Raw genomic sequence first — 20,744 nt, forward strand, 5'->3', positions numbered from 1 at the left:
AGAAAAGTTGGCTTATTTAACTTCAACTTCAGCGCCAGCTTCTTCCAGAGATTTTTTCAGTGCTTCTGCGTCGTCTTTGCTCACGCCTTCTTTCAGCGCAGCTGGAGCAGATTCTACCAGGTCTTTAGCTTCTTTCAGACCCAGACCGGTAGCGCCACGAACAGCTTTGATTACTGCAACTTTGTTCGCGCCAGCAGCTTTCAGAATTACGTCGAATTCAGTTTTCTCTTCAGCAGCGTCAGCAGCTGGGCCAGCAGCAACAGCTACAGCAGCAGCAGCAGAAACACCGAATTTTTCTTCCATTGCAGAGATCAGCTCAACAACGTCCATTACGGACATAGCGGATACTGCTTCAATGATTTGATCTTTAGTGATAGACATTTAAATTGTTCCTGAATATCAGAATAAGTTTATACGTAAGCAGATGCTTTATAAAGATAACTGCGATTAAGCAGCTTCTTTCGCATCGCGTACAGCAGCCAGAGTACGAACCAGTTTGCCAGCCGAAGCTTCTTTCATGGTTGCCATCAGGCGTGCAATTGCTTCTTCGTAGGTCGGCAGAGTTGCCAGGCGGTCGATCTGAGACGCCGGGATCAGCTCACCTTCAAAGGCAGCGGCTTTGACCTCAAATTTTGCATTCGCTTTCGCGAACTCTTTGAACAGACGAGCAGCAGCACCCGGGTGTTCCATAGAGTATGCAATCAGGGTCGGACCAACAAACGTGTCTTGCAGGCACTCGAAAGAGGTACCTTCAACAGCACGGCGCAGCAGGGTGTTACGAACAACACGCATGTAAACGCCAGCTTCACGACCTGCTTTACGCAGTTCAGTCATTTTATCTACAGTTACGCCACGGGAATCCGCAACTACTGCAGACAGCGCGCCTTTGGCTACTTCGCTGACTTCAGCAACAATCGCTTGTTTGTCTTGAAGATTTAAAGCCATTAGCTTTTGCTCCTGGATGTTTGCCGGAACTCATGTTCCGGAACTCACTTCACTCTTCCCACCGGAAAGAGCGTCTTAATACGGTGAGCAGAAACAAGCCAGAATATCCAAAAATAATCTTAGCGTTCTGTCACCGTCTACGCAGGGGATTAAGTCTCTTGCGAAACACCTGCGGTCTTCGACGGAGGCCTGGATTAGGCCAGGCTCCAACGAACAATTCTTTTAGCCGCTAACTTTCGTTAGCAAACGTGGGGGTAAGATTGTAGACAAAATCACCGCCCACGTAAAGGCATTAGTTTGCAGCAGCGCTCAGGCCAGCCTGGTCAACTGCAACACCTGCACCCATGGTGGTGGAGATGCTAACTTTCTTGATGTACACGCCTTTCGCCTGAGTTGGTTTTGCTTTTTTCAGCGCAACCAGCAGGGCTTCCAGGTTTTCTTTCAGTTTGTCAGCGTCGAAGTCCACTTTACCGATGGTGGTGTGGATGATGCCGTTTTTGTCGTTACGATAACGAACCTGACCTGCTTTAGCGTTCTTAACCGCTTCAGCAACGTTAGGCGTTACAGTACCCACTTTCGGGTTTGGCATCAGGCCGCGTGGCCCCAGAACCTGGCCCAGCTGGCCAACAACGCGCATTGCATCTGGAGATGCGATAACAACGTCAAAGTTCATTTCGCCTTTTTTGATCTGGTCAGCCAGATCTTCCATACCTACCAGTTCAGCGCCAGCAGCTTTAGCAGCTTCTGCGTTTGCACCCTGCGTAAATACAGCTACGCGAACGGAACGGCCAGTACCGTGTGGCAGTACAGTTGCACCACGAACGTTCTGATCAGATTTACGAGCATCGATGCCCAGGTTAACAGCAACGTCAACGCTTTCAACGAACTTAGCGGTAGCCAGTTCTTTCAGCAGAGCGATAGCTTCGTTGATGTCGTACTGTTTGGTCGCATCAACTTTGTCACGGATCACGGACATGCGCTTGGTCAGTTTAGCCATTTCTTAGTCCTCCACTACCAGGCCCATGGAACGTGCAGTACCTTCGATAGAGCGAGTCATCGCTTCAATGTCGGCACCAGTCATGTCGGCAGCTTTGGTCTGCGCGATTTCCTGCAGCTGAGCGCGGGAAATTTTACCCACTTTGTCTTTGTTCGGTTTACCGGAACCAGACTTGATACCAGCCGCTTTCTTCAGCAGAACTGCTGCTGGAGGGGTTTTGGTAACGAAAGTGAAAGAACGGTCAGCGTAAACAGTGATGACGACTGGGATTGGCAGACCTTTTTCCAGGGATTCAGTTTTGGCGTTAAACGCTTTACAGAATTCCATGATGTTCACACCCTGCTGACCCAGAGCTGGACCAACTGGTGGACTTGGGTTCGCCATACCAGCTGCAACCTGCAGCTTGACGTAGGCTTGTACTTTCTTAGCCATTCTAAAATCCTCTGATTGGGTGATAGCGCCTCAGGGAGGCTCCCCGTGAATAAAATCGTTTTACGGGCCGCGACCCATAAAAACAAAAGGCGCGAAATTGTATTCCAATCTCGCGCCTTGTGCAACGATTAAATCGTCGCTTTTTTGATCGCTGCTTAGGCTTTTTCTACCTGGGCAAAGTCCAGCTCTACCGGGGTCGCACGACCGAAGATAGAAACAGACACTTTCAGGCGGGATTTCTCATAATCCACTTCTTCGACCACGCCATTAAAGTCAGCAAACGGACCGTCATTAACACGAACCATTTCACCCGGTTCAAACAGCGTTTTCGGACGTGGCTTATCACCCACCTGCTGCAGGCGGTTCATAATCGCATCGACTTCTTTGTCGCTGATTGGCGCCGGACGGTCAGACGTGCCGCCGATAAAGCCCATCACGCGCGGTACGCTGCGCACAAGGTGCCAGCTCGCGTCGTTCATAACCATCTGAACCAGCACGTAACCCGGGAAGAATTTGCGCTCGCTTTTACGGCGCTGGCCGCCACGGATCTCGACCACTTCTTCGGTCGGAACCATAACTTCGCCAAATAACTCTTCCATGTTGTGTAATTTGATATGCTCACGCAGCGACGTTGCTACGCGGCCTTCAAAACCGGAAAACGCCTGAACGACGTACCAGCGCTTTTTAGGGGCTTCAGACATCTCAGAACCTCAGGCCAGTGATAAAGGATACCAGGCGAACCAGAATACCATCCAGTCCCCACAGGATCAGTGACATTACAGCGGTTACCGCCGCTACGATCAGCGTGGTGTGCAATGTTTCCTGGCGAGTCGGCCAAATTACCTTGCGGACTTCGGTACGCGCTTCACGTGCAAAAGCGACAGTCGCTTTGCCTTTTGTCGTCAACAGCGCGACACCACCCGCTGCAGCAATCAGAATTACCACTGCAAGCGCGCGTAGCGGCAGCATAATGTCACGATAAAGATAGTTGCCAACGATCGCTACGATCAGCAGAACGGCTACCACTACCCATTTCATCGCTTCCAGGCCGCGCCCGCTCCCTTGAGCTTCGGTATTCGCACTCATAAACCAACCTGTCAGAAGTATTCTACAAACATTTTCACCCCGCGATCGCGAGGCAAACCAAATCGAAATGCTAATTCGCTTTTCGAATTATACGCTCTCTGCAGAGCCTGTCTCAGCAATGATTATGACAAAAATAATCACTGATGAGCCAGGTTCTGGCGTGAAAGCGTGCAAAAAGGGCATCAAATGATGCCCTTTTATTGCGCATTGCGTCAAATGTTATCAGCAATTAGCCGAGAACTTTAGCAACCACGCCCGCGCCAACGGTACGGCCACCTTCACGGATTGCGAAACGCAGACCGTCGTCCATCGCGATTGGGTGGATCAGAGTCACAACCATCTTGATGTTGTCGCCTGGCATTACCATCTCTACGCCTTCTGGCAGTTCGATGGTACCGGTCACGTCAGTTGTACGGAAGTAGAACTGTGGACGGTAGCCTTTGAAGAACGGAGTATGACGGCCGCCTTCGTCTTTGGACAGGATGTACACTTCAGATTCGAACTTAGTGTGTGGCTTGATTGAGCCTGGCTTCGCCAGTACCTGACCACGTTCGATTTCTTCACGTTTGATACCACGCAGCAGAACACCAACGTTCTCACCAGCACGGCCTTCGTCCAGCAGTTTGCGGAACATTTCAACGCCAGTACAGGTAGACTTCGCAGTCTCTTTGATACCAACGATTTCAACTTCTTCACCCACTTTGATGATACCGCGCTCTACACGACCGGTAACAACGGTACCACGACCGGAGATGGAGAATACGTCTTCGATTGGCAGCAGGAATGGCTTATCAATCGCACGCTCTGGTTCTGGGATGTAAGAATCCAGGAAACCAGCCAGTTCGATGATTTTCGCTTCCCACTCTGCGTCGCCTTCCAGCGCTTTCAGCGCGGAACCACGAACGATTGGAGTGTCGTCGCCTGGGAAATCGTACTGAGACAGCAGTTCACGAACTTCCATCTCTACCAGTTCCAGCAGCTCTTCGTCATCAACCATGTCACATTTGTTCAGGAACACGATGATGTAAGGAACGCCTACCTGACGACCCAGCAGGATGTGCTCACGAGTCTGAGGCATTGGGCCGTCAGTCGCAGCTACTACCAGGATCGCGCCGTCCATCTGCGCAGCACCGGTGATCATGTTTTTAACATAGTCGGCGTGGCCTGGGCAGTCTACGTGTGCGTAGTGGCGAGTCGGGGTGTCATATTCAACGTGAGAGGTGTTGATGGTGATACCACGAGCTTTTTCTTCTGGTGCGTTATCGATCTGGTCGAATGCACGAGCAGAACCACCGTAGGTTTTTGCCAGAACGGTAGTGATTGCAGCGGTCAGCGTTGTTTTACCATGGTCAACGTGGCCGATAGTACCGACGTTAACGTGCGGTTTTGTACGTTCAAACTTTTCTTTAGACATCGATTGTCCCTCTAAGACACGGATAAATCGGTGATATCACCACATCAACCAGGCGAAATGCCTGAACTGTTGAATAAAGTAAAATTGAAACAGAGAGAAACGGGAAGGAGAAGTGAAGTGGTGCTGATACCCAGAGTCGAACTGGGGACCTCACCCTTACCAAGGGTGCGCTCTACCAACTGAGCCATATCAGCACGTATTGGAGCGGGCAGCGGGAATCGAACCCGCATCATCAGCTTGGAAGGCTGAGGTAATAGCCATTATACGATGCCCGCATCCTGAAACTCGGCTACCCAGTTCTTTCTGTAACAAAAAAAGAGATTTCTCTCTTTTTAAGTTCGAGCTGATTCAGCTTTTAAACCAGCTCCGGCGGCATTTACGCTGCCAGAAAGTGGTGGTGGGGGAAGGATTCGAACCTTCGAAGTCTGTGACGGCAGATTTACAGTCTGCTCCCTTTGGCCGCTCGGGAACCCCACCGGACTTGATGGTGCCGACTACCGGAATCGAACTGGTGACCTACTGATTACAAGTCAGTTGCTCTACCTACTGAGCTAAGTCGGCATCAAGTAGCGCGCATTCTATGGATACCTGCGCGGTCATGCAACTAAAAATTTGCATAAAACGTTCTTTCGCTCACATTTTATGCGAAGTATGCGCCAGGCGCTGTAAAAGTAGTCATTCACGGTCAAATATTCAACATAAACGTGGCTTTTGCACTGTATACACCGTAGCGTGATGGCTCCCGCGTAACGCAGCGCTTTCCATCTTTTTTCTTATTATTCCTGTCATCTGGTGTTAACCTCCTGCCCATTGTCCAAAATTAACTGTGTGATGAGCCATGATCCGGCAGTGTTGTGCTGGCTCGCTGAAGCATGCTTATGAGCAAAAAAGAGCAAACGTTAATGACGCCTTATCTTCACTTTAACCGCAGCCAGTGGGCTGCCCTGCGTGATTCCGTCCCTATGACGCTGACGGAAGGTGAAATCGCACGGTTAAAAGGGATAAACGAAGATCTGTCCCTGGAAGAGGTGGCAGAAATTTATCTCCCCCTCTCTCGCTTGCTTAACTTCTATATCAGTTCCAACCTGCGCCGTCAGGCGGTGCTGGAGCAGTTCCTCGGTACCAACGGTCAACGCATTCCTTATATCATCAGTATTGCCGGCAGCGTGGCGGTGGGTAAAAGCACCACCGCGCGTGTCCTGCAGGCTCTCCTGAGCCGCTGGCCAGAACACCGCAGCGTGGAGCTGATCACGACCGACGGCTTCCTGCACCCGAATGAGGTGTTAAAAGAACGCGGGCTGATGAAGAAGAAGGGCTTCCCGCTCTCTTATGATATGCACCGTCTGGTGAAATTTGTCTCTGACCTGAAATCCGGCGTGCCTAACGTCACGGCGCCGGTCTATTCGCACCTGATCTACGATCGCATCCCGGGCGGAGACAAAACGGTGGTGCAGCCAGACATTCTGATTCTGGAAGGGTTAAATGTTCTGCAAAGCGGGATGGATTACCCTCACGATCCACATCATGTGTTTGTCTCTGACTTCGTCGATTTCTCTATTTATGTCGATGCGCCGGAAGATTTGCTGCAAAACTGGTATATCAACCGCTTCCTGAAGTTCCGCGAAGGGGCGTTTACTGACCCGGACTCCTATTTCCATCACTATGCCCAGCTTTCTGAAGAAGAGGCGGTTAAGGTGGCGACCGGGCTGTGGAACGAAATCAACTACGTAAACCTGAAAGAGAACATTCTCCCGACACGCGAGCGTGCAAGCCTGATCCTCACCAAGAGTGAGAAACACGCTGTCGATCAGATTCGTTTGCGGAAATAGGTAAGCGGACATAAAAAAACCGGCTTAACGCCGGTTTTTTTGTTTACGCCTGTGGCTTTTCGCCGTTTTCATCCTGATCGACCGCAAAGCAGGCCACCAGCTGACCGCGATAATCTTTCAGCTGCGGCTGTAGCTGGGTGCAAGGGCCAAAGCGGCGGCTGCAGCGGGCGTTGAACGCACATCCCGGCGGTGGATTCAGCGGACTTGGCAGTTCACCGGTCAGCTTAATACGCTCGCGACGATCGTCCGGATTCAGACGCGGCGTCGCAGACAGCAGCGCCTGGGTGTACGGATGACGAGGATTATTAAAGATCTGGTCTTTTGTCCCCTTCTCCACGCAGCGCCCCAGATACATGACCATCACTTCATCAGCGATATGCTCTACCACCGACAGGTCGTGGGAGATGAACACGTAAGACAGCCCCAGCTCCTGCTGCAGATCCATCATCAGGTTCAGCACCTGTGCGCGTACGGAAACGTCGAGCGCTGAGACCGGTTCATCGGCAATCACTACGTCCGGGTCGAGCATCAGACCACGGGCGATGGCGATACGCTGGCGCTGACCACCAGAGAACATATGCGGGTAGCGATCGTAATGCTCGGTTTTCAGGCCGACTTTCGCCATCATCGCCAGCGCTTTTTCACGACGCTGCTCTTTGCTGAGATTACTGTTAATCAGCAGCGGCTCTTCCAGAATCTGCCCCACTTTCTTGCGCGGGTTCAATGAACCGTACGGGTTCTGGAACACAATCTGGATTTTCTGGCGACGCAGCTTCTGCGCCTGCGGATCGTGCTTGAGCAGATCCTGTCCCTGATAATAGAGTTCACCGCCGGTAGGCGTTTCAATCATCGTCAGCAGACGGCCTAAGGTTGATTTGCCGCAGCCGGACTCCCCGACCACCGCCAGCGTTTTGCCGCGTTCGAGGGTAAAGGAGACGCCGTCCAGCGCTTTCACCAGGCGCTCAGGGGCAAAAATCCCCTTCTTCACCGGGTAGTGTTTTTTCAGGTCGATAGCCTGCAACAGCGGTTGTTGCGTGGTGGCCTGTTGCGTACTCATAGTGTTGGCCTCCCGGCATCATCGAGTGGGTAGTGGCATTTCGACTGACGACCATCAGCCAGCTGGTTCAGCTCAGGCTCTTCTGCACGGCATTTGTCGGTCGCATACGGGCAGCGCGGATTAAGCAGACAACCCTGCGGTCGGTCATATTTGCCCGGGACAACGCCCGGCAGCGACGCCAGACGCGCTTTGTCCTGAGCAAACTCCGGCAGCGCACGTAAAAGCGCCTGCGTATACGGATGACGCGGTGCGCGGAAGATATCGTGCGAACTTCCGGTCTCCACCACCTGTCCTGCATACATCACGATGATTTTGTGTGCCGCTTCGGCCACCAGCGCCAGGTCGTGCGTAATCAGCACCAGCGCCATATTCTCTTTCTGCTGCAGTTCCAGCAGCAGCTCGATGATTTGCGCCTGGATGGTCACGTCCAGCGCTGTGGTCGGCTCATCGGCAATCAGCAGTTTTGGCCGACAGGCAATCGCCATCGCGATCATCACACGCTGACTCATCCCGCCGGAAAGCTGATGCGGGTAGACATCAAGGCGCGATGCCGGATCAGGGATCCCCACCTGGTTCAGCAAGTCGATCGCGCGCTGACGACGGGTTTTCTTGTTACCCCCCTGATGAACCTTGATCGCCTCCATAATCTGGAAGCCCACGGTATAGCAGGGGTTCAGGCTGGTCATCGGGTCCTGGAAGATCATCGCCACTTCCGCGCCCACCAGCTGGCGGCGCTGTTTCTCGGAAATGCGCTTCAGATCCTGACCATTGAACTGCAGGTTTTCCGCCATCACGCGGCCCGGGTAATCAATCAGCCCCATAATCGCCAGCGAACTTACTGACTTACCGGAACCGGATTCCCCAACAATGCCAACCACTTCGCCCTGATTTACGCTATAGCTGATGCGGTCCACGGCGCGAAACGGGGTGCCTTCATCGCCGAAGTGCACCGATAATTTATCTACATTTAATAACGCCATCTCGTGCCTCTTACTGCTTCAGTTTGGGATCAAGTGCATCGCGCAGGCCATCACCCATCAGGTTAAATGCCAGCACCGTCAGCAGGATTGCCAGACCCGGGAAGGTGACAACCCACCAGGCGCTTTGTGCGAACTGCAACACGTCGGAGAGCATCGTGCCCCACTCCGGTGTTGGCGGCTGCGCACCCATGCCCAGGAAGCCAAGAGCGGCCATATCAAGAATGGCGTTAGAGAAACCGAGCGACGCCTGAACAATCAGCGGCGCAAGGCAGTTCGGGAAGATATTGACGAACATCTGGCGCATCGCACCGGCACCTGCCACGCGAGACGCCGTGACGTAATCGCGGTTCACTTCCACCAGCACCGCCGCACGGGTTAAACGCACGTAGTGAGGAAGTGCCACAAAGGTCAGCGCAAGCGCGGCGTTACCGATCGACGGGCCAAATATCGCCACCAGCACCAGGGCCAGCAGCAGGCTTGGCAGCGCCAGCATGATGTCGACAATACGCATGATGATGTTATCAACGATACCGCCGAAATACCCCGCGACCAGGCCGAGGACGATCCCCATGATCAACGACAATACCACCACCAGACAGCCGACCAGCAGCGACAGCCGCGCGCCGTACATCAGACGTGACAGCACATCGCGACCCACATCATCGGTACCCAGAAGGTGGGCAAGGCTACCGCCGTCCTGCCATGCCGGTGGCGCAAGCAGAGCATCACGGAACTGATCGGCCGGGTTATACGGTGCCAGCACGTTCGCAAACACCGCAATCAGGATCATGATAGAGACATAAACCAGCCCCACCACCGCGCCTTTGTTGCGCTTGAAGTAGTGCCAGAATTCCTGCAGCGGCGTCATTGGAACCGGTGCAGCAACCACTTTATTTTCAGAAACGTGTGACATGATGGCCCCTTACTTCTTATGACGAATACGCGGGTTCACCACGCCGTACAGCAAATCGACCAGCAGGTTGACGAGAATAATCATCGTCGCGACCAGCAATACACCACCCTGCACGACCGGATAGTCACGGCGTTGCAGTGCGTCAATCAGCCAGCGGCCAAGGCCCGGCCAGGAGAAGATGGTTTCGGTCAGGATCGCACCTGCCAGCAGCGTACCCACCTGCAAACCAATAACGGTCACCACCGGCAGCATGGCGTTACGCAGCGCATGTACGATGATGACTCGCATACGCGTCAGGCCCTTGGCACGCGCGGTACGAATATAATCCTCGCCCAGCACTTCCAGCATGGAGGAACGGGTCATACGCACGATCACCGCCAGAGGGATCGTGCCGAGCACCATTGCGGGCAGGATCATATGCGCGACCGCATCAATAAAGTTGCCCTCTTCGCCCCAGATAGCCGTATCAATCAGCATAAAGCCGGTCAACGGGTTGGAATCATCGAGGAAGACCATATCGCTGACGCGTCCGGAGACCGGCGTCAGGTTAAGCTGCACCGAGACCAGCATAATCAGCATCATGCCCCACCAGAAGATCGGCATGGAGTAACCGGTCAGCGCCAGGCCCACGGCGGTATGGTCAAAAATAGAGCCACGTTTAACGGCAGCCAGCACCCCAACAGGGATACCCACCGCAGTGGCGAAAATCATGGCGCAGATGCCAAGCTCCAGTGTCGCTTTAAAACGCGGCACGAACTCGTCCCACACCGGAAGACGGCTTTTCAGTGAAATCCCTAAGTCGCCGTGCATGACGCCCCAAATATAATGGAGGTACTGCTGCCACATCGGCTTATCGAGGCCGAGTTCAGCCAGCAGCTGCGCATGACGTTCAGGGGAAATACCACGCTCGCCCGCCATAATCATTACCGGGTCGCCGGGGATCATATGGACGAAGGCAAAAGTGAGAAGGGTGATACCGATAAACGTGGGGATGACAAGTCCCAGACGTCGGAGGATGAACTGCAACATAACCCGGATTCTCTCTGAAGACGCACGACCAGTGGCGTGACGTCTGTATTGCTCACAAATGTAAATTCCCTCTCCCGCGGGAGAGGGTTAGGGTGAGGGCTAGCATGGCACGCCCCTCACCCCTGCCCTCTCCCACAGGGAGAGGGAGAACACCCTACTGATTATTCAACAGAAACGTTTTCGAAGTGGTGTTTGCCCAGCGGATCAACCACGTAGCCTTTCACTTCTTTGCGCACTGGCTCGTACACGGTGGAGTGAGCAACAATCAGAGCCGGAGCCTGATCGTGCATAACAACCTGTGCCTGCTTGTAGAGTTCAATACGTTTGTTGTGATCGTCGGTGGCACGCGCCGGCTGGATCAGGTCTTCAAACGGCTTGTAACACCAGCGAGAGTAGTTAGAACCGTCTTTCGCCGCCGCGCAGCTGAACAGGGTAGCGAAGAAGTTGTCCGGATCCCCGTTGTCACCGGTCCAGCCCATCATCACCGCCTGATGCTCACCTGCTTTGGCGCGCTTCAGATACTCACCCCACTCGTAGGTGACAATCTTGGCCTGAACGCCAATTTTCGCCCAGTCAGCCTGAACCATTTCAGCCATACGGCGTGCGTTCGGGTTGTACGGACGCTGTACCGGCATCGCCCACAGCTCTACGGTAAAGCCTTTGTCCTGACCAGCTTCTTTCAGCAGCGCTTTCGCTTTCTCAGGATCGTAGCTGTAGTCTTTAACGTCGTCGTTATAGCCCCACATGGTTGGTGGGATCAGGTTTTTGGCCGCAACGCCAGCACCCTGGTAAACGGCCTTGATGATCGCTTCTTTGTTCACCGCATAGGTCAGCGCCTGACGCACTTTCACGTCATCAAACGGTTTCTTCTCGGTGTTGAAGGAGAGATAGCCCACGTTCAGGCCAGCCTGCTCCAGCAGGTTGATGTTCTTGTCCTGCTTCATGCGGGCGATATCAGCCGGGTTCGGGTAGGGCATAACCTGGCATTCGTTTTTCTGCAGTTTTGCGTAACGCACAGACGCATCAGGCGTGATGGAGAAGACCAGACGGTCGATCTGTGGCTTGGTACCCCAGTAACCCGGGAACGCCTTGTACAGAATACGGGAGTCTTTCTGGTACTGCAGCAGCTGGAACGGGCCGGTACCGATTGGGTTCAGGTCCACTTTTTCCGGCGTACCGGCTTTCAGCATGTTGTCCGCGTACTCTTTAGAGAGGATAGAGGCGAAGTCCATGGCCAGGTCAGCCAGGAATGGCGCTTCCGGGCGAGTCAGCACGAACTGCACGGTTTTATCGTCAACTTTTTTCACTTCAGCGATCAGGTCTGGCAGACCCATCCCTTCGAAGTATTCATAGCTACCGCCGGACACTTTGTGGTACGGGTTCTGAGCGTTTTTCTGACGATCGAAGGAGAACACAACGTCATCGGCGTTGAAGTCGCGCGTTGGTTTGAATTCTTTGCTGTCCTGCCACTTCACGCCCTGGCGCAGGTGGAAGGTATAGGTTTTACCGTCTTCGCTGACGTCCCACTTCTCCGCCAGGCCAGGAATAACTTCCGTGGTACCGGTTTTGAATTCAACCAGACGGTTATAGATCGGCACAGAGCTTGCGTCGTAAGTCGTACCAGAGGTAAAGAGCTGTGGGTTAAAGCCTTCCGGCGAGCCTTCAGAACAGTAAACCAGGGTTTTTGCCTGTACGCTTGCTGCCACGGTCATAGCCACCAGGCTCAGACCAAGCTTCAGCATCCCTGACTTCTTCAAGGAAATACTCATTATTCTGCTCCAATGTGATGTTTTGCTTTGTTGTGTTACGCCGCCTGACCTTTATTTATTTTTTACCCGGTCCGGTCGGTGATGCCCGAAGGCGTTAAAGGGATGGAGAATCCTTTCAGAAGAGCGTTTGAGTTGCAGCGCAGATCGTCCCTGAAATGCCCCTCGTGCCCTACAATCTGTCAACAGAATGTGAAAACGTCAATACAGGTGACGGGGATTTACGCTGAGTGTGAGAAACCGCAAACAAAGATTAAAAAAACTATGAGCGCCAGTTTTCAGCAGGGAAATTTATGCTACTCGCCATGTTGCAGCACAATTATCTTCATATTTCGCAACAATCAGTGATTAACTTTTATTCAGAATGGGTAAATTTTCTTGCAGAACGGTGATTATCTGAGCACTAAATACCGCGAACGTTAAAACGCACAGCGAAAAATGCTGAGGTTATCCATAAGCAACGCGAAAAAAGATCAATCTATATATAAAAAAATACAATGGATTATGTCACAAAATCACTAACAGACAGGGAGAAGCAGGGCTAAGGGGCGTTTTGAATAATCTGTATGAATAAAGCGTTAATGCAAAAAGGGCTAACCTTGCGGTTAGCCCTTTTTTAAATGTGGTCGGCGAGAGAGGATTCGAACCTCCGACCCACTGGTCCCAAACCAGTTGCGCTACCAAGCTGCGCTACTCGCCGAATGCGGAGCGCATCTTACTGCTGAGGTGCGCCCCCGTCAATCCCTTAATTTAAAAAAGCCATTCAACTGGCGATAAACTCGCCAGGCAAGCTACTGCGCGGCTTTCTGGCTGCTTTCAGGCAGTTTACACCAGTTGTTATTCTCGTTAATCCCCCCGTCCGGCGAGGTATAACCCAGGCACCCCATAATGGTGTCGTATAGTTCAACGTGACGACGCGGTACCTTGATGTCGGCCTGCTGTTTCAGATGGGCAAACATTTTGGCTTTGTCAGGATTTTCCAGGTACTTATCTGACATCCACATAATCATCGGTACACGGAACTGTTCCGGCGGTGCCAGTTTGCGCGGCGTACCGTGCAAATGTTCCTTTTCGTTAATGGATTCACCGTGGTCTGCCGCATAGATGACAATCGCTTTCTTATCACGCAACTCATCAATCACACGGCTGAGGAACGTATCCACATAGAGAACCGAGTTATCGTAGGCGTTGATCAGTTCCTGCTTGCTGCAGTCTTTATTAATACCGACACACTCAGGTTGCCACTTCGCAAAATCGCGCGTGTAACGCTGGTAGTAGCTGTAATGCGATCCTTTGGTATGCAGAATAACCAGATGTTTGCCCTGGGGATGGTTCTTCAGTGACTGGGACATTTCCTGAAGCAACAACATGTCATCCACGTTTTTACCGCGATTACGAGGCTCGGCACCAATCTGCTCACGATAGGCGATGTTATCTGCCAGAGTGTTGGTGTAGAACCACATCTCACTTTGCATGGCGAACAAGTCTGAGCTGAAACCAAGCTGCTTCAGTACGGCAAAGACGTTCTGCTCTTTAAGGGTACGTTGTGGATTATCACTAGCCCCCCCCTCACGCACAAACATGCAGCGTAAGGAGAGCTTTGTGGCGGTATCACAAGAATAGCCGCGGTAAGCCACCAGGTTCTTTTCCTGCGCCAGTTTAGGTGTGGTATCGCGGTCATAACCCAGAATACCCATATGATCCCAGCGCGTTGTCTCACCGATAACAAACACGACGTAAGTATCATCGAGCCCGTCAGCGGGTGCCTCGTAGTGGAATTTTTTAGTCGGATTCATTAGCGATTTCACATCGCTGGATTCATCCGCCTGCGCCCAGGCATAGAGGCCTAACGCTGACAGCCAGTTTGATGGCAAATAAGAGTTGGCCACAACTCCGCCATAGCTTGGCATATCCACACCCGTTGCCTTTTCGATGCGTTTTTGCTGCTTTTCCATCAGGCGAATAGGCGCCCATACCAGCAAACCGGCCAGCAGGACCACAGCGACAGTGCGGATCCGCTGTCCGCGAGTGCGCAACTGGCGCAATAACGTATAGCGGCAGGTATTACTCCAGATAAAGAAGAGTGGGATTAGACAGGTCAAAATTGTCCAGACAATAAAGCCTTTTCCTACCACCTCTTTAGAGAGGTCAATGTCGGTGGTCATTACCGACGCAACAATACCGTAGCCAATGACCACGTTCATAAAGGTCATGTAATAGCTGGCAGCGGCGGAAATAATCACCACCAGCGAGGCCAGAATTTGCCACGTGCGGCGGCCAAAGAGTGAAAGCAAGCGTAGCAGGAAAAATGTAGCGAGGACGGAGCCGAACACTTCAATAGCAGCAAAAATTCCATTTCTTACGGTGAGGTCTTCGAAATAACCTTCCACTCGTCTGAACAGCACCGCGCCATTCAGAAATAATCCGATATAGACAGCCAGCATCAGACACAATCTTTGCTGGGTAATAGACCTAATGTATTTCATTCAAACAACCCTGGGGGAAGGGGTATAAAGACCCGCCGAATCTCAGTGAGAAAGCAGACAGAGTAAGTAAATGCGTAAGAAAGCGTTATCAGAAACGTCTACAAGCGCGGTAAGTAGACCACAGCGGGAGAGAAAAGTGGCAGCAGAGAATGTGATCGGTGCAAATTTTTACAAAATAACAAGTCTGGAAGCGTATCGGAAAGAAATAAAAGAGGCCGTTAAAGCCTCTTTCAGTCAGGTTATGCATGCGCTTCGTTAAACACTTCGCGCTGCGGTTGTCGAATCGTCGTCGACAGGGCCAGCGAAATAATCAACAGGGCGAATATCACGCAGAAGGTGACATAGAATCCGCCGAACAGTGACGCAATTAACGAACCGCAAATACTGCCGATACCGAACCCCAAGTAAATGACGCCGTAATTTTTCGCCAGGTTGTTCAGACCAAAGAACTCGCTCACCAGTGACGGGAACACCGTAATGGTACCGCCGAAGTTAAAGGCCACGCAGGCAATCGCCGCAAAGAAGGTCACTTCATTCAGAGGCGCAAACAGCAGCGCCGCCATTCCCACCAGCGACACCACCTGTCCAAGGGTAATCACACGGATGCGGGCAATTTTATCGGACAGGATCCCCAGCACCAGACGACCAGACAGGTTAGCAATGGAGATCACCGTCACCGCGTTTGCCGCCGTCATGGCATCCAGCTTAACCATGCCCTGCGCGATATCTTTTGCCACACCAATCACATACAGACCACTCATGCAGGCCGTCAGGAACATCACCGCCAGCATCCAGTACTGGGGTTTACGCATGGATTGTGCCAGCGTGAAGTCATTCTCTACCACGCCGTTAACGGTTTTTACCTCCTGCTGCGGCGCATCTTTCATCAGGGTTGCGCCAAACAGGATCATCACCAGAACAATAGCGCCCCAGATCATAAAGGTTTTTTCGAGCCCCACAGAAGACAGCAGATGAGAGTCGATAAATTTAAATCCAAGACTGCCCAGACCATAAGAGCCTATGGCAAACGCAGAGATTAACCCTTTACGCTCCGGGAACCATTTAACGCAGTTTGACAGCGTCAGCAGATAACCGGCACCGTCCGCCAGACCGACCAGTACTCCGGCGCTCAGCCAGAGCATCATCAGGTTGTTGGAATGTGCCGTCAGGAAAAAGCCTAATCCCAGCAGGATCCCGGAGGCCATCGTGACGCGCTTCACGCCGAACCGCTCCTGCAACTTGCCTGCGACGGAAGAGGACAACGCCAGCCCAAGACTCAGTAAACCGAAAGAGAACGCCACCTGGCTGACCGGCGCGCCGAGCTTGTCGGACAGCGCACTGTTAAACAGGCTCCAGGTATAGACCGAGCCCAGCGCAAACTGAGTGACGATGGTGCCAAAAAGTGTCAGCCAGCGTGTACGGTTGTAGGAAGATGTATTCATGGCAGTTGTCCTGCAAGAAAAAGTAAGGGAATTTGCTGAGGACAACGATAAACAAAACCCTGATCCGCCTGGGGGAAAACGGCATGAAATGCAGGAGGAACGGAATGAAATGCCTGGAATCAGGAATGAATGACCTTGTCGGGGAATGAAGCGAACGTTTGTTAGTGCCTGCTATCGCTACAAACCCCATGGATATTGTATTTAATATGTTATCGTTACGTTTTAAAAAGTTACAACGTCAGAAATTTGCACTCACGCCCAGCGTGTACAGAAACGCTTCTCCCGTCGTATTGCCCTCCCCCTGCGCTAAGGAGGCATACGCCGCCATATGCGTGTTGAACGGAATATCGGTGCCTACGGTGACATCCATCCAGTTCCCATTTTGGGCCAGGGCGGGCGTTTGCGGCATCCCAAACTGGGACTTCCACTGGTTTTCACCATACTGCTGGTTATAGCTAATCTGCGCCCAGGGACGGAGATCGCCATAGTGCGTATCCACGCGCCAGCCAAGCGTACTCACGCTGGCATGCCAGAGAGGGTCGGTCAACGCCTGAGTTGTCACGCTATCACCAAACTCATTGATCATCATCGACGTCGTGCCGTCATAACGCCACGCCACTACCGGGCCGGTCGTTATACGGCCTGACAGCGGAAAATTCCAGCCGACGCTCATGGCCCCGGCTGGCGTCAAGCCAGACGGCAGATTCAGAGCGAGCCCCGGTGCGTTTTGTGAGGACTGAATGCGTTCAGTCAGGATATCGTCATAACGCGGTTGGTGATCCGCATCCCATGTATAACGTTCCGTCGTATTACTTTGCGGGTCTGAAACGATATATTCCTGTTGCCAGGCAAATGCTGAGTGACAAAAAAACAAACAGGCTGAGATCCCCACCAGGCCAGAAACAGCATGGCGACCACTGATTTTTTTTATCATCATCAAAGCGACTCCAGAGAGAGCCGAATTCGGCGATTTTTATCATTGTTCAGAAAGAGTGTTAGGGCTTATGGCCCTGTATTAACTATTGTCTTTATACTAGACACGTCAAGCCTGACGGAATGAAATTTATAGCGATAACCGTGTCATAAGGGAGAAAACCGATGCAACGTTGCGGTTGGGTAAGCCAGGATCAGCTCTATATCGACTATCACGATCGGGAATGGGGCGTGCCGGAAACGGACGGCAAAAAGCTTTTCGAGATGATCTGCCTGGAGGGTCAGCAGGCGGGTTTGTCATGGATTACGGTATTGAAGAAACGGGAAAACTACCGCAATGCCTTCCATCAGTTCGATCCCGTCCGGGTCGCCGCGATGACCGACGACGACGTGGAGCGACTGGTGCTGGATGCCGGTATCATCCGCCATCGCGGTAAGATCCAGGCCATCATCGGCAATGCACGGGCTTACCTGGCAATGGAACAAAACGGTGAATCGTTCGCAGAGTTTGTCTGGACGTTTGTGAATAACGATCCGCAAATCACGCAGGCCACCACGCTCGCAGAAATTCCCGCTTCGACTCCGGCCTCAGACGCACTCTCGAAAGCGCTGAAAAAACGCGGCTTTAAGTTTGTCGGCTCCACCATCTGCTACGCCTTTATGCAGGCCTGTGGCCTGGTCAATGACCATGTTACCGGCTGCTTCTGTCATCCAGGAGGCCATCATGATCCGCAAATGGCAAAGTGAGAATACCGCGCCGCTTTTGAGCCTATGGCTCGAAAGCACCACCGAGGCGCACCCGTTTATCGAGGCGAGCTACTGGAAAGAGAACGAGGCCATGGTGCGGGACGTTTACCTGCCTTCAGCAGAAACCTGGGTCTGGGAACAGGATGGCGAACCTTACGGATTTATCAGCGTGATGCAGTCTCAGTTTATCGGCGCACTGTTTGTCGCACCGACGTACATCGGGAAAGGCATCGGGCGTGCGCTGCTGAACCACGTTCAACAGCGCTTTCCGCACTTAAGCCTGGAGGTGTATCAGAAAAATGCCCGGGCGGTGAATTTCTACCATGCCCAGGGCTTTCGCATCGAAGACAGCGCCTGGCAGGAGGATACCCAACACCCGACGTGGATCATGAGCTGGCAGGCGGATCAAACGCCGTTAAGGTAAGCTCAGGACCCTGATATTTCTCGACCCAGGCCAGCGCCGTATTGCCCGCGCAGCCATTCCCCAGCTTCGAGCTGGGGAGATCTTTGGTCAGCACGTTAACGGCACCGTTTTTACAAATACCGCCCTCGTCCAGAGCCAGATCCGGCCACGCCCCCTGGTGGATGCAAATCACGCCAGGTTTGATTCCGTCGCTCACCACCGCCCCAGCCAATACCTGCCCACGGTGGTTCCAGACGCGCACCACATCACCATCGGCAATCCCGCGCGCTTTCGCATCTTCAGTATGAAGCGTGATCGGCTCCCGCCCGGCGACTGCATACTGCTCCCGCAGTGACGTATAGTTAAGCTGACTGTGCAGACGATGTGCAGGGTGTGCGGATAACACCTGGAGCTGCTCCGGCTGGGCATTGCCGTGCCACTCGTCCGGCTCAAGCCATGTCGGATGCGCAGGACAATCCGCGTACCCAAAGCGGGCAATGCGCTCGCTGTAGATCACGATCTTCCCGCTCTCGGTTTTCAGCGGATGGTTCTCCGGGTCGCGACGGAAATCAGCGAAACGGACAAACTGCGCGTTCTGCTCGCTCTCCGGCATTTCAAATATCGCGTTCGCTTCCCAGAATTCAGCAAACGGCGGCAGCGTCACGCCCTGAGCTGCACCGCGCTGAGCGGCAATCTGATAGAACGTTTCCAGCCACTCAAGATCGGTTTTCCCTTCGGTGAAACGCTCACGACCGCCCGCTTCCCAGCGTTCGCTCAGTTCCGCAAATACGTCAAAATCATCCCGCGCTTCATCACGCGGTGCCACCACGCGCTTCATTGGCACCATATGCTGATTGCTGTAATCACCGGTCATGGTGAGATCGTTACGCTCATACGAGGTGGTGGCCGGCAGTACGATATCGGCATGTTTGGCCGAGGCGGTCCAGAAGCATTCCGAAATGACCACCAGCTCCGGCTTCTGCCAGGCGCGGATCAGACGATTGGTGTCCTGATGGTGCGTGAAATTCGACCCGCCCGCCCACCAGACAAATTTAATATCCGGGAAATGACGATCCAGGCCGTTGTGCTGATAAAACCCGCCCGGGTTTTCCAGGGCTTCAACAATACGCGCCACCGGAATTTTATCGACAGCATCAACACCCCCCTGTACCGACCCCTGCATGGAGGCCAGCACGGCGGCTCTGCGGGTGGGGTTGCCGCCATTGGCGAAGTGATATGAGAGCCCAAACCCACCGCCCGGGGTACCAATTTGCCCGAGCATCGCGGCCAGCGTCACCAGCATCCAGTGTTTCTGCTCGCCAAACTGCTGGCGCTGCATGCCCCAACCGGACATCAACATCGTGGTGTTTTCATGGAACAACGCTGCCAGTTCGCGGAGTTTGTCCGCAGGAATGCCACAAATATCGGCTGCCCACGCTGCCGTTTTGGCAACACCATCCGTTTTCCCCGTCAGATAATCGGCGAATGTGTCGAAGCCCGAAGTACAACGCGCGAGGAAGTCGGCGTCGTGCCAGTCATTCTCCACCAGCGTATGGGCGATACCCAGCATCATCGCCACGTCGGTACCCATATGCGGGGCGAGCCATTCGGCGCTGTCACCAAAGAAATCCATGGTTTCAGAGCGCATGGGGTCAATACAGATGATGCGCTTACCGCTCTTGCGCAGCGCATCAAAATAGCCAATACCCTGCTCGTCGGAAGCATTCCAGGCAATTTTCAGCGTGTTGAGAGGGTTGGCACTCCACAGCACCACCACCTCGGTATGCTCCAGTACCAGCGGCCAGCTGGTCTGCTGCTGATAAACCTCATTACCGCCGACGACGTACGGCATGATCGCCTGCGCCGCGCCAGTGGAGTAATCCCCCAGATGGCCCGTGTAGCCGCCAGCCAGGCTCATGTAGCGCTGCAGTAATGTCGATGCTTTATGCAGCACGCCGTTGGATCGCCAGCCGTAAGAGCCGGCAAAAATGGATGCAGGCCCGTAGCTGTCGCGGATGCGCTTGTGCTGGGCGTGGATCAGCGCCAGCGCGTCATCCCAGCTCACACGTACAAACTCATCCTGTCCCCGAATGCCCTGCGGCTTGTCCGGCGAAGCCAGAAATCCTTTACGCACCATCGGCCAGCGCACGCGGGTTTTGCTGTGCACCTGATCGCGAACGACGGTCTGTAAAGAGTTGGGGTGTTGTGTTGGCAATGCCCCACGGGAAGACAGGACATTTTCGCCGTCAGTTTCAACCAGCATCGGTCCCCAGTGGGCGGCGGTC

The 20,744-nt window shown here is 53.3% G+C and carries 20 protein-coding genes and 5 tRNA genes; 4 read left to right on the forward strand and 21 right to left on the reverse strand.

Translation table 11 applies throughout. From position 1 onward, the window contains the following. Window positions 1-12: 12 nt before the first annotated feature. From rplL to NQ842_RS23025, 11 genes are all read right to left on the reverse strand, one after another. Window positions 13-381 carry a 50S ribosomal protein L7/L12 gene (gene rplL, locus NQ842_RS22975; protein ID WP_013095002.1) on the reverse strand — a complete coding sequence of 123 codons (369 nt, stop codon included), beginning with the start codon at window positions 379-381 and terminating at the stop codon, window positions 13-15. 66 nt (window positions 382-447) lie between these two features. After that, window positions 448-945 (reverse strand): 50S ribosomal protein L10, encoded by a 498-nt coding sequence (rplJ, locus tag NQ842_RS22980; RefSeq protein ID WP_014830237.1) that lies wholly within the window; start codon window positions 943-945, stop codon window positions 448-450. A 292-nt stretch (window positions 946-1,237) separates the two neighbouring features. Next, the gene (gene rplA / locus NQ842_RS22985; protein WP_013095000.1) at window positions 1,238-1,942 is read right to left on the reverse strand and encodes a 50S ribosomal protein L1; all 705 of its coding nucleotides are present in this window, start codon (window positions 1,940-1,942) and stop codon (window positions 1,238-1,240) included. Window positions 1,943-1,945: 3 nt separating this feature from the next. Then, entirely contained in the window at window positions 1,946-2,374 is a 429-nt protein-coding gene (gene rplK, locus NQ842_RS22990; RefSeq protein WP_008503452.1) for a 50S ribosomal protein L11, read from the reverse strand. Window positions 2,375-2,529: 155 nt separating this feature from the next. Further along, window positions 2,530-3,075: a transcription termination/antitermination protein NusG gene (gene nusG, locus NQ842_RS22995; protein WP_003862341.1), complete on the reverse strand. Its 546-nt coding sequence runs from the start codon at window positions 3,073-3,075 to the stop codon at window positions 2,530-2,532. A gap of 1 nt (window position 3,076) precedes the next feature. Next, window positions 3,077-3,460: a preprotein translocase subunit SecE gene (gene secE, locus NQ842_RS23000; RefSeq protein ID WP_013094999.1), complete on the reverse strand. Its 384-nt coding sequence runs from the start codon at window positions 3,458-3,460 to the stop codon at window positions 3,077-3,079. A gap of 229 nt (window positions 3,461-3,689) precedes the next feature. After that, on the reverse strand, window positions 3,690-4,874 hold the full coding sequence (tuf, locus tag NQ842_RS23005) for an elongation factor Tu (protein WP_014830236.1): 1,185 nt from the start codon (window positions 4,872-4,874) through the stop codon (window positions 3,690-3,692). A gap of 118 nt (window positions 4,875-4,992) precedes the next feature. Continuing rightward, window positions 4,993-5,068 (reverse strand) — tRNA-Thr (locus tag NQ842_RS23010). Between the two features lie 6 nt (window positions 5,069-5,074). Further along, window positions 5,075-5,149, reverse strand: a tRNA-Gly gene (locus tag NQ842_RS23015). Window positions 5,150-5,266: 117 nt separating this feature from the next. Next, a tRNA-Tyr gene (locus NQ842_RS23020) sits at window positions 5,267-5,351 on the reverse strand. Between the two features lie 8 nt (window positions 5,352-5,359). Next, window positions 5,360-5,435: transfer RNA gene (locus NQ842_RS23025), tRNA-Thr, on the reverse strand. A gap of 317 nt (window positions 5,436-5,752) precedes the next feature. On the opposite strand from NQ842_RS23025, the gene coaA reads away from it, so the two are divergent. Continuing rightward, window positions 5,753-6,703, forward strand: coding sequence for a type I pantothenate kinase (gene coaA, locus NQ842_RS23030; protein WP_014830235.1), 951 nt, complete (start codon window positions 5,753-5,755; stop codon window positions 6,701-6,703). A 43-nt stretch (window positions 6,704-6,746) separates the two neighbouring features. On the opposite strand, the gene dppF is transcribed toward coaA, so the two are convergent. The 8 genes from dppF to NQ842_RS23070 form a co-directional block, all read right to left on the reverse strand. Then, complete coding sequence (dppF, locus tag NQ842_RS23035) at window positions 6,747-7,760, reverse strand: dipeptide ABC transporter ATP-binding subunit DppF (RefSeq protein WP_014830234.1); 1,014 nt, start codon at window positions 7,758-7,760, stop codon at window positions 6,747-6,749. Next, entirely contained in the window at window positions 7,757-8,740 is a 984-nt protein-coding gene (dppD, locus tag NQ842_RS23040; RefSeq protein WP_013094994.1) for a dipeptide ABC transporter ATP-binding protein, read from the reverse strand. Before dppD ends, dppF begins: the two co-directional genes overlap by 4 nt. A 10-nt stretch (window positions 8,741-8,750) precedes the next feature. Further along, complete coding sequence (gene dppC / locus NQ842_RS23045) at window positions 8,751-9,653, reverse strand: dipeptide ABC transporter permease DppC (protein WP_028018276.1); 903 nt, start codon at window positions 9,651-9,653, stop codon at window positions 8,751-8,753. Window positions 9,654-9,662: 9 nt separating this feature from the next. Next, on the reverse strand, window positions 9,663-10,682 hold the full coding sequence (gene dppB / locus NQ842_RS23050; RefSeq protein WP_014830232.1) for a dipeptide ABC transporter permease DppB: 1,020 nt from the start codon (window positions 10,680-10,682) through the stop codon (window positions 9,663-9,665). Between the two features lie 161 nt (window positions 10,683-10,843). Beyond that, a complete protein-coding gene (gene dppA / locus NQ842_RS23055) occupies window positions 10,844-12,451 on the reverse strand; it encodes a dipeptide ABC transporter periplasmic-binding protein DppA (protein WP_014830231.1) in 1,608 nt (535 codons plus the stop codon). Between the two features lie 620 nt (window positions 12,452-13,071). Further along, window positions 13,072-13,148: transfer RNA gene (locus NQ842_RS23060), tRNA-Pro, on the reverse strand. Window positions 13,149-13,239: 91 nt separating this feature from the next. Further along, window positions 13,240-14,934 (reverse strand): kdo(2)-lipid A phosphoethanolamine 7''-transferase, encoded by a 1,695-nt coding sequence (gene eptB / locus NQ842_RS23065; protein WP_063427605.1) that lies wholly within the window; start codon window positions 14,932-14,934, stop codon window positions 13,240-13,242. Window positions 14,935-15,173: 239 nt separating this feature from the next. Then, window positions 15,174-16,376, reverse strand: a complete 1,203-nt coding sequence (locus NQ842_RS23070; RefSeq protein WP_014830229.1) for an MFS transporter — start codon at window positions 16,374-16,376, stop codon at window positions 15,174-15,176. Between NQ842_RS23070 and NQ842_RS23075 the strand changes: the two genes are divergently transcribed. Then, window positions 16,375-16,509 carry a hypothetical protein gene (locus NQ842_RS23075; RefSeq protein WP_257256371.1) on the forward strand — a complete coding sequence of 45 codons (135 nt, stop codon included), beginning with the start codon at window positions 16,375-16,377 and terminating at the stop codon, window positions 16,507-16,509. The two genes, NQ842_RS23070 and NQ842_RS23075, sit on opposite strands and share 2 nt — an antisense overlap. Before the next feature lie 105 nt (window positions 16,510-16,614). On the opposite strand, the gene NQ842_RS23080 is transcribed toward NQ842_RS23075, so the two are convergent. Beyond that, window positions 16,615-17,313, reverse strand: a complete 699-nt coding sequence (locus NQ842_RS23080) for an autotransporter domain-containing protein (protein WP_096928329.1) — start codon at window positions 17,311-17,313, stop codon at window positions 16,615-16,617. Window positions 17,314-17,474: 161 nt separating this feature from the next. Here NQ842_RS23080 and tag point away from each other — a divergent pair, with 161 nt between their 5' ends. Then, window positions 17,475-18,056 (forward strand): DNA-3-methyladenine glycosylase I, encoded by a 582-nt coding sequence (gene tag, locus NQ842_RS23085; protein WP_063412516.1) that lies wholly within the window; start codon window positions 17,475-17,477, stop codon window positions 18,054-18,056. Continuing rightward, complete coding sequence (locus tag NQ842_RS23090; protein ID WP_257256372.1) at window positions 18,034-18,480, forward strand: N-acetyltransferase; 447 nt, start codon at window positions 18,034-18,036, stop codon at window positions 18,478-18,480. The genes tag and NQ842_RS23090 overlap by 23 nt, the downstream gene beginning before the upstream one ends. Here NQ842_RS23090 and NQ842_RS23095 read toward each other — a convergent pair. Further along, window positions 18,443-20,722: a molybdopterin guanine dinucleotide-containing S/N-oxide reductase gene (locus tag NQ842_RS23095; protein WP_257256948.1), complete on the reverse strand. Its 2,280-nt coding sequence runs from the start codon at window positions 20,720-20,722 to the stop codon at window positions 18,443-18,445. The genes NQ842_RS23090 and NQ842_RS23095 overlap by 38 nt on opposite strands. Between the last annotated feature and the right edge of the window lie 22 nt (window positions 20,723-20,744).

The sequence above is a fragment of the Enterobacter cloacae complex sp. R_G8 genome (genome assembly GCF_024599795.1).
Lineage (GTDB): Bacteria > Pseudomonadota > Gammaproteobacteria > Enterobacterales > Enterobacteriaceae > Enterobacter > Enterobacter dissolvens.